The organism is Mycobacterium sp. 1081908.1 (genome assembly GCF_001673535.1).
GTDB lineage: Bacteria > Actinomycetota > Actinomycetes > Mycobacteriales > Mycobacteriaceae > Mycobacterium.
In genome coordinates this window covers 1-8824 of record NZ_LZLY01000060.1, presented here as the reverse complement: position 1 = coordinate 8824, position 8824 = coordinate 1, and the positions used below count along the sequence as shown (strand labels likewise).

Genomic DNA, 8824 nt, shown 5'->3' with positions numbered 1-8824 from the left:
GCCGGTGAATCCCGCTCCGGCGGACCCGAACTCGGACGAAAAGGTCAAAGCCGGCACGCTGAACACCCTGGCGCGCGCCGTCGTCCACGCGGCGAACCTGGGCGCGAAGGTGATCAACATCTCGGTGACCTCGTGCCTGCCGGCCGCGTCGTCGACCGACCAGCGGGCGCTGGGCGCCGCGCTGTGGTACGCGGCGACGGTCAAGGACGCGGTGATCGTCGCCGCGGCCGGCAACGACGGGGAAGGCGGCTGCGACAACAACCCGATGTACGACCCGCTGGACCCCGCGGATCCGCGGGACTGGCACCAGGTCAAGGTGATCTCGTCGCCGTCGTGGTTCTCGGACTACGTCCTGTCGGTGGGCGGCGTCGACGCCGGCGGGGCCCCGATCGACAAGAGCATGTCGGGTCCCTGGGTCGGGGTGGCCGGGCCCGCGACGCACATCATGGGCCTGTCGCCCCAGGGCGGTGGACCGGTCAACGCGTACCCGCCGTCGCGGCCGGGCGAGAAGAACATGCCGTTCTGGGGCACCAGCTTCTCGGCGGCCTACGTCAGCGGCGTCGCGGCGCTGGTGCGCGCGAAATACCCTGAGCTGAGCGCACATCAGGTCATCAACCGGATCGTGCAGTCGGCGCACAACCCGCCGGCCGGCGTCGACAACAAGGTGGGCTACGGCCTGGTGGATCCGGTCGCCGCCTTGACATTCAACATCCCGCCCGGCGACAAGATGCCCCCGGGCGCGCAAACGCGTGTCATCACGCCGGCCGCGCCGCCGCCGCCGCCGGACCACCGGGCGCGCAACATCGCGATCGGCTTCCTCGGCCTCGTCATCGCCGGTGTGTTGGTCGTGGCGGTTGGCGCGCGACTGCGGAGGGCGCGATGAGGCCGCGGCTTACGGGGTTCAGCCCGGGCAGCAACCGGCGGGTCGTTGGGATACTCGTGGTGTTCGTGCTGGCGGTGGCGGGCTGGGCGGTCGGCGGTTATATCGGCGCCGCGGCGGCCGCGGTGGTGAGCGCCGCGGTGGTGTTCGTGCGCTGGCGGGGCCAGCCGTCGTGGTCCTGGGCGGTCCTGTGGCTGCTCGGCCGGAGGCCGATCGCCTGGAGTGACCCGATCACGGTGGCCAGCAACCGATCCGGCGGTGGCGTGCGCGTCGAGGATGGCGTGGCCGTCGTGGCGGTGCAGCTGCTCGGCAGGGCACACCGGGCCACCACGGTGACCGGCTCGGTCAGCGTCGAGACCGAGAACGTCATCGATGTCGTCGACCTGGTGCCGTTGCTGCAACACCCGCTGGGTTTGGAGCTCGACTCGATCAGCGTCGTCTCGATCGGGTCGCGGTGCGGCAACGTCGGCGACTATCCGCGGGTGTACGACGCGGAGATCGGTACCCCGCCGTATGCGGGCCGCCGCGAAACGTGGTTGATCCTGCGGTTGCCGGTGATCGACAACACCGATGCGTTGCGGTGGCGCACAACCCTTGGCGCCACGGCCATTTCGGCCGCCCAACGGATCGCCGGATTGCTGCGTTGCCATGGTTTGCGCGCGAAGGTGGCCACCGCGACGGACCTGATCGAACTCGATCGTCGGCTCGGCTGGGACGCGGTGTCCGGCACGATGCAAAAGTGGAAGGCCGTCCGGGGCGAGGCCGGATGGATGACGACGTACGCGTACCCCGCGGATGCGATCAACTCACAGGTGCTCGCCCAGGCGTGGACGCTGCGCGCCGACGAGGTTATCCAAAACGTGACCGTGTATCCGGACGGGGAGTGCACCGCAACGGTCACGGTGCGCACACCCACGCAGGCGCCGAGCCCGCCGAGCGTCGTCCTGCGCCGCCTCAACGGTGAGCAAGCCGCCGCGGCGGCGGCCAACATGTGCGGCCCGCGTCCCCTCCTGCGGGGCCTGAGGCGAAGCCCGTTGCCGCAGAGCCTGATCCTCGAAATAGGGCCGTCGGGTGTGTTGGTGGGCAAGTTGAGCAACGGCGACCGCCTGATGATCCCGGTGACCGACGCGGGGGAGCTGTCCCGGGTGTTCGTCGCCGCCGACGACGCGATCGCCAAACGGATCGTGATTCGCACCGCCGGCGCCGGCGAACGGGTCTGCGTGCACACCCGCGACCTGAAGCGCTGGGCCAGCGTGCGGATGCCGGTGGTCAGCGTCGTCAGCACCTCGCGGCCGGCGCCGCGCACCACCGTCAGCGTGGTCGAACTCGCCCGTTCGGACGCCAGGGACGTCGCGATCTCGCCCGCGCCGCGACCAGCCACCGTGATCACGGTCGCGCCGGCCGGCACGCCGTTACCGGACGGCCACGGGCAGGCGTTCGAGGTGGCCATCCAGCAGGTGAGCGGCGCGACGGTGCGAGTCAGTGCGGCCGGGGAGACTTGGCTGGTCGACATGGACCTGTTCCGCGCGGAGAACCGCTATGTCAACCTCGAGTCGGTCGCGATGTCGTTCGCGACCTGAGGACGGTGCAGACGATGGGGGACTTGCTCACGGCGCGTAGGCATTTCGACCGCGCCATGGGAATCATGGACCGGCAGGGGCGCGCCGCGGCGTTGCCGGAATTCGTCGCAGCCACCGAAGCCGACCCGTCGATGGCCGACGCCTGGCTCGGCCGGATCGCCTGCGGGGACAACGACTTGGCCGCGCTGAAGCGGCTCAATCATCACCGCGAATGGCTGCACCGCGAGACCACCCGGATCGGCCGCACGCTCGCGGCCGAGATGCAGTTGGGCCCCTACATCGGCATCACGGTCACCGACGCGTCCCAGGTGGGACTCGCGCTGTCCTCGGCGCTGACCATCGCCGGCGAATACGCCGAGGCGGACCGGCTTTTGGCCAACCGCGAGCTGCTCGACTCGTGGGGCAACTACCAGTGGCACCAGCTGGCCCGGGCGTTCCTGATGTACGCGACACAGCGCTGGTCGGACGTGTTGTTGACGGCCGCGGAGGAGTTGCCGCCGCAGGCGATCATCATGTCGGCGGTGACGGCGTCGATCTGCGCGCTGGCCGCGCACGCCGCCGCGCACCTCGGGCAGGGCCGGGTGGCGCTGGACTGGCTGGATCGCGTCGACGTGATCGGGCAGAACACGTCGTCGAGCCGGTTCGGCGCCGAGGTGCTGACGGCCTCGATCGGCCCGGCCGACATTCCGCTGCTCGTCGCGGATTTGGCGTACGTGCGGGGCATGGTGCACCGCCAGCTGCACGAGGAGGACCGCGCCCAGGTCTGGCTGTCCAAGGCAACCATCAACGGGGTGCTGACCGACGCGGCGAAAGCCGCGCTGGCCGACCCGAATCTGCAGCTGGTGGTAACCGACGAGCAGACCATCGCCAGCCGCACCGACAAGTGGGACGCCTCGACGGCGAAAAGCCGCGAACAGCTCGACGACGCCGACGCGGCCGAGCGTCGCGCCGAGCTGCTGGCCGAGGGCCGCCGGCTGCTGGCCAAACAGGTGGGCCTGGCGGCGGTCAAGCAGGCGGTGTCCGCACTGGAAGACCAGCTCGAGGTGCGCATGATGCGCCTCGAGCACGGGCTGCCGGTGGAGGGGCAGACCAACCACATGCTGCTGGTGGGGCCGCCCGGGACCGGCAAGACGACCACCGCCGAGGCGCTGGGCAAGATCTACGCCGGGATGGGCATCGTGCGTCACCCCGAAATCCGGGAGGTCCGGCGGTCCGACTTCTGTGGCCACTACATCGGGGAATCCGGACCCAAGACCAACGAGCTGATCGAAAAGTCGCTGGGCCGAATCATTTTCATGGACGAGTTCTACTCGCTGATCGAACGCCACCAGGACGGCACGCCGGACATGATCGGCATGGAGGCCGTCAATCAGCTGCTGGTCGCGCTGGAAACCCATCGATTCGACTTCTGCTTCATCGGGGCGGGCTACGAGGATCAGGTGGACCAATTCCTCACGGTCAACCCGGGTTTGGCGGGCCGGTTCAACCGCAAGCTGAGGTTCGAGTCGTATTCGCCGGCCGAGATCGTCGAGATCGGGCAGCGCTACGCCTCGCCGCGGGCCAGCCTGCTCGACGACGGCGCGCGGGGGGCCTTCCTGGATGCGGCCACCACCATCCGTAACTACACCACTCCCGGCGGCCAGCACGGGATCGACGCCATGCAGAACGGCCGGTTCGCCCGCAACGTCATCGAGCGCGCCGAGGGGTTCCGCGATACCCGGGTCGTCGCGCAGAAGCGATCGGGCCAGCCGGTGACCGTCGAGGACCTGCAGATCATCACCGCGGCCGACATCGAGGCGGCCGTGCGCAGCGTGTGTTCGGACAACCGCGACATGGCCGCCATTGTCTGGTAGCGCAGCCTCAGCCGACGCTGCGATTCTGTTGTTCGCTCAGAAATTTCGACCAGGAAACCATTTCGGGGTGCCGCTGGAGGAGGGCCCGCCGCTGGCGCTCGGTCATGCCGCCCCAGACACCGAATTCCACGCGGTTGTCCAACGCTTCCGCTCCGCACTCCGGCATGACCGGGCAATGGCGGCAGACGAGCGCGGCTTGGCGCTGAGCGGCGCCCCGTACAAAGAGTCTCTCGGGGTCGATGGTGCGGCAGAGAGCCTTAGACACCCAGCCGGTCGGCTCCGCCGCGCCAGCGCCGCGCACCGCCCCTCGGAAAACCGCACCGTGCCGCCTTTGACCGGCGTCCTGTGATCCTGACATCGGCTTTCTCCCCGGGTCTACATCCCCCCACCGCAGCACCGCAGCAGAACACCCTGCCCTGATTCCCGGGGGGCCACCGCTGAAAACGCGGCAGTGCAGCGATTCGTCTGCTGGTAACGCAGGCGTTCCTTCCAGTTGGTGCGCAGTTAGCGCGGACGGGCGGGGGATCTGCTCGTCAAGGCCGATGCGCATGAGTCAAACTGCCGGACAATCGATTAGGCCCGCGCGCCTGGTTAACCGGAACACCCAGAGGGTCGAAAGTGGACGAGGATCAAGGGTCGCGCGAATTTCCCGCCGCCGACGACGCCATCACCAGGCTGCGGGTCATTCGCGGCGTGCCCGGCCGGCTAGCTGAGAGAATCCGCAGTCCCTGGGAATCTGCCCGTGGCTTGGAAGATGACCCGCCTGGCGATTTCGACGGCGTGGTCGGCGAAGCGTTCGTAGAACCTGCCCAGCAGGGTCGCGTCGACCGCGGCGGCCACGCCGTGTTTCCATTCGCGATCCATCAGCTCGGTGAACAGATCGCGGTGCAGGTCGTCCATCGCGTCGTCCTCGACATTGATGAGGCGGGCCTTTTCGGTGTCGCCGGTGCGCAGGACCTCCTCGGCGGCGCTGCCCAATTCGACTGCGACGCGGCCCATCTCGGCGAAATAGCCGTTGGCCTGTTCGGGCAGGACGTGCTCGGGGTGGCGGCGCCGAACGATTTTTGCGACGTGCGCGGCCAGGCCGCCCATGCGTTCGACATCGGCGCACACCCGGATGGCGGTGACCACGGCCCGGAGGTCGCCGGCCACCGGGGCTTGCAGGGCAAGCAGCACGAACGCGGAGTCTTCGGCGGCGGCGCTGGTCTTGGCGAGCTGGCCCTGCTCGGCGATGACCTGCTCGGCCAGCGCCAGGTCCGCCTGCAGAAGGGCCTGGGTGGCGTTCTGCATCGCCGCGCCGGCCATCGCGCACATGTCGGCGAGCTGCTCATTGAGGGCAGCCAGCTGCTCATGAAACGCAGTGCGCATTGCCCCAGGGTACGTCCGAGCAGGTTAGGCCGACGTCCGGGTTAGCTTCGCGCGACGTTCGGCTCGAATCGGAAGACGCCGACGCGGCCCGCCAGCGCCTCGAATTCGTCGGCCGTTCCGTCGCGCACCATCCCCGAGCGCTTCGCGAACGCCACCCCGACCGGCACCTCGGTGGCGAACGCCCGCAGCACCGGACGCGCCTCCTCGGCGTCGAGTTCGACGATCCTGACCTCGCGTGAGCGTCGGCCCCGGCTCAGCGTGCCGCGGCCCGCGGCCCGGGCGTTGGCCGCCCAGTCCGCACCGGGATAGCCGGCCACCACGTAGAGGTCGCCGCGAAATTCGAACGGCGTCATCGGGGTGCGGCGCGGCTGGCCCGACTTGCGGCCGGGCACCGTCAGCACCATGGCCGGTCCGGTGGGGATCCCCAGCCGCTGTACGGCCATCATCACCTTGTTCATCGGCTTGAGGTAGCGCGGCGGGCGCGGTTCGGACACGTCAGGCTCCTTTCGATTGGGCGAAGAGGTCGCGGTGTTCGGCAACCCACTGCGCGAACGGGGTCGCCGGGCGGCCGAGGATCTTTTCCACGTCGTGGGTGACCAGCGCGGGTTTGCCGAGCGTCTCGGCGAGCATGGCGATGTAGGCGTCGGCGAAGTCGGCGCCGAACCCAATGTCGATGAACCGCTGCCGCACCAGTTCCGTCGGCGCCTCCTGGTAGCGCAGCGGGCGACCCAGGACTTCACCGATGACCTCGGCCAGTTCGGTGTTCGTGAACGCCTGTGGGCCGGTCATCGGGATCCGTTGGCCGACAAGCTCATCGGTGAGCAGCGCCCGAGCCGCGACCGCCGAGATGTCGCGCTCGACGATCGGTGCCGTCGACGCCGCCGCGTACGGTCCGGCCACCACATCGCCGGCGCGGATCTGCGCGCCCCACATGCCGGCGAAGTTGGTCGCGAAGACCGACGGCCGGAGGCTCACCCAGTCCAGGCCGGATTCGACGGCGAGCTGTTCGACCTCCTTGTTGCGGTCCCCGCGAAAGCGCGACGGTTGCCGGGAGAAGTCGTCGTCGGCGTTGATCGCCGACAGCGCAACCAGCTTCGTGACTCCCGCGCGCCCGCACTCCGCGACCACCCGGGGCAGGTCGGGGCCCAGCGCGCGGGAATTGAGGAACACCGCCGACGCGCCCGGGAGCGCGTCCGCGGCCGAGCGGACCGCCTCGACGCCGGGGGCAAGACCGGCGGTGTCGGGTGTGCGGGTGACCGCGCGGACGTGGGCGCCCGCGGCGAGAAGCTCGGCAACGAGCGGGCGCCCGACGTTGCCCGTCGCCCCGGTTACGACGATCGTCATGGGAGTGGTTCCTTCCGTGAGTTTTCAGTGCTGCACCAAGGACGGCGCCGGAGGTGGGAAAGTTACAGTCGAAACGCGTAACTTTTTGCGGGACCAAATCGTCGAGGGTTCATGAGCCAGTCGCAGTCACCCAGCGACCAGGTCGTCGAGGCCTGGCGCAGCAATCGCCCGTATCTGGTCAATCTCGCCTACCAGATGCTCGGCGACGTCGGCGACGCGGAAGACGTTGCCCAGGAAGCGTTCTTGCGTCTCTCGCGCGCCGACCTGAGCGAGATCGACGACGTCCGCGGCTGGCTGACCGTGGTGGCGAGCCGCATCTGCCTCGATCAGGTGCGCTCGGCCCGCGCCCGCTACGAGCGGCCGGGTGAGGTCGAGCAGCAGCCGGCGTCGACACGCCTGGACCCGGCCGACCGGGTCACCCTCGATGACGAGGTTCGGACCGCGCTACTGGAGGTCTTGCGCAGGCTCAGCCCGGGCGAACGGGTCGCCTTCGTGCTGCACGACGTGTTCGGCGTGCCGTTCGACACGATCGCCGAGACCGTGGGCCGTCCCGTCGGCACCTGTCGCCAGCTGGCGCGGCGCGCACGCGGCAAATTCACTGTGGCGCAACCGAAATTGAATGAGGTGGCCTCGGCGGAGCACCAGCTCGTCACGGAGAAGTTCATCACCGCGTGCGCCAACGGCGACATCGCGGGGTTGACCGCCGTGCTGGATCCGGCGGTCTGGGGCGTGGGCACGATCCTGGCCGAGCCGGCGCCGCCGCCGCAGATCAACCATGGGCCGGACGCGGTGGCCACCAACCTGCTGCGCTATCTGGGCCCGGAGGTGACCCTGGTCACTGGGCCCGCGGGCGGACCCGCGGTGTTGGCCTTCGTCGACCGCCGCCTCTTCGCGTCGATCGTGCTGACGATTCGCGGTCGCCTCGTGACAAAGATCGAGGCCATCGCCGACCCGTGGGCGAGGCTGGGCGCCGGTCAGCGGCCTTGACGCGCCGCCCGGTCCGTCCGCGCGGCGAAATACCCCGCGATCGTCGCCGTCACCTGAAGAAACCTCCTCCGCGTCGCCGGGGACATCTCGCGGGTCACGTCGATGACGCCGCCCGGACGCAGGTGGGGATCGTAGGGCACCTCGACCACCGGCTGACCGTGGTCGACGAACTCGCGCGCCAGCAACTCCCGGGTGCGTTTGTCGGCGTGGCCATCGGAGTCGTTGAGGACGACGATGGTGTGGCGCAGCAGGGTCGTCTGGCCCCGTTCCGACAGCCATTCCATGGTCCTCGCGGCCGCGGAGGCGCCGTCCGCCCAGGGCGAGGACACCACGATCAGCGCGTCGAGATCGCGCAGCACCTCCTGGGTCACCGGTGAATCCATCGTCGAGCCGCAGTCGATGACCGAGATGGTGAAGTGGCGGTCCAACCGGAGCGCGGCTTCCCGGTAGATCGCCGGGTCGAGCACGCGCCGTGGGCCGGACGCCGGCTCGCCGCCGAGCACGTGCAGGCCGGCGGCGTTACGGCCAAGGCGCCCAACCACATCGGCGAAGGATCGCAGGTTCTTGTCGGCGGTCAATTCCCAAAAGGAGCCGGTCGATCGCGGGTCGATTCGACTGCTCAACCGGCCGAACGCGGTGTCGGCGTCGATCGCCACCACGTGGTCCTGCCTGCGCAGCTGGGCGAAAAGGGATCCGACGCTGGCCGCCACCGACGTCTTGCCCACCCCTCCCTTGCCCAGCACGCCCACTTTGTAGTTGCCGTGCAGGGCGGTTCGGATCGCCGCTTCGAACTGCGCCTCCTGTCGCTGCGC

General features: G+C 69.4%; 9 protein-coding genes. 4 read left to right on the top strand and 5 right to left on the bottom strand.

Translation table 11 applies throughout. From position 1 onward, the window contains the following. The 3 genes from A5655_RS08835 to eccA all read left to right on the top strand — a co-directional run. On the top strand, positions 1-883 hold an 883-nt coding region (locus A5655_RS08835; RefSeq protein WP_156764777.1), incomplete at its 5' end, for a S8 family serine peptidase. Continuing rightward, positions 880-2460: a type VII secretion protein EccE gene (gene eccE, locus A5655_RS08830; protein ID WP_067008348.1), complete on the top strand. Its 1581-nt coding sequence runs from the start codon at positions 880-882 to the stop codon at positions 2458-2460. The genes A5655_RS08835 and eccE, both read left to right, overlap by 4 nt. Positions 2461-2474: 14 nt before the next feature. Beyond that, positions 2475-4313, top strand: a complete 1839-nt coding sequence (eccA, locus tag A5655_RS08825) for a type VII secretion AAA-ATPase EccA (RefSeq protein ID WP_067008345.1) — start codon at positions 2475-2477, stop codon at positions 4311-4313. Between the two features lie 7 nt (positions 4314-4320). On the opposite strand, the gene A5655_RS08820 is transcribed toward eccA, so the two are convergent. The 4 genes from A5655_RS08820 to A5655_RS08805 form a co-directional block, all read right to left on the bottom strand. Next, positions 4321-4671: a WhiB family transcriptional regulator gene (locus A5655_RS08820; RefSeq protein WP_067008351.1), complete on the bottom strand. Its 351-nt coding sequence runs from the start codon at positions 4669-4671 to the stop codon at positions 4321-4323. Positions 4672-5018: 347 nt separating this feature from the next. Then, complete coding sequence (gene phoU, locus A5655_RS08815; protein WP_067008342.1) at positions 5019-5681, bottom strand: phosphate signaling complex protein PhoU; 663 nt, start codon at positions 5679-5681, stop codon at positions 5019-5021. 41 nt (positions 5682-5722) lie between these two features. Next, a complete protein-coding gene (locus A5655_RS08810; protein WP_067008339.1) occupies positions 5723-6175 on the bottom strand; it encodes a nitroreductase family deazaflavin-dependent oxidoreductase in 453 nt (150 codons plus the stop codon). Between the two features lies 1 nt (position 6176). Next, positions 6177-7025, bottom strand: a complete 849-nt coding sequence (locus A5655_RS08805) for an NAD(P)H-binding protein (protein WP_067008336.1) — start codon at positions 7023-7025, stop codon at positions 6177-6179. 111 nt (positions 7026-7136) lie between these two features. On the opposite strand from A5655_RS08805, the gene sigI reads away from it, so the two are divergent. Then, positions 7137-8012: an RNA polymerase sigma factor SigI gene (gene sigI, locus A5655_RS08800; protein ID WP_067008333.1), complete on the top strand. Its 876-nt coding sequence runs from the start codon at positions 7137-7139 to the stop codon at positions 8010-8012. Here sigI and A5655_RS08795 read toward each other — a convergent pair. Beyond that, positions 8000-8824: MinD/ParA family protein (locus A5655_RS08795; protein ID WP_067008331.1), on the bottom strand; the 825-nt coding region annotated here is incomplete at its 5' end. The genes sigI and A5655_RS08795 overlap by 13 nt on opposite strands.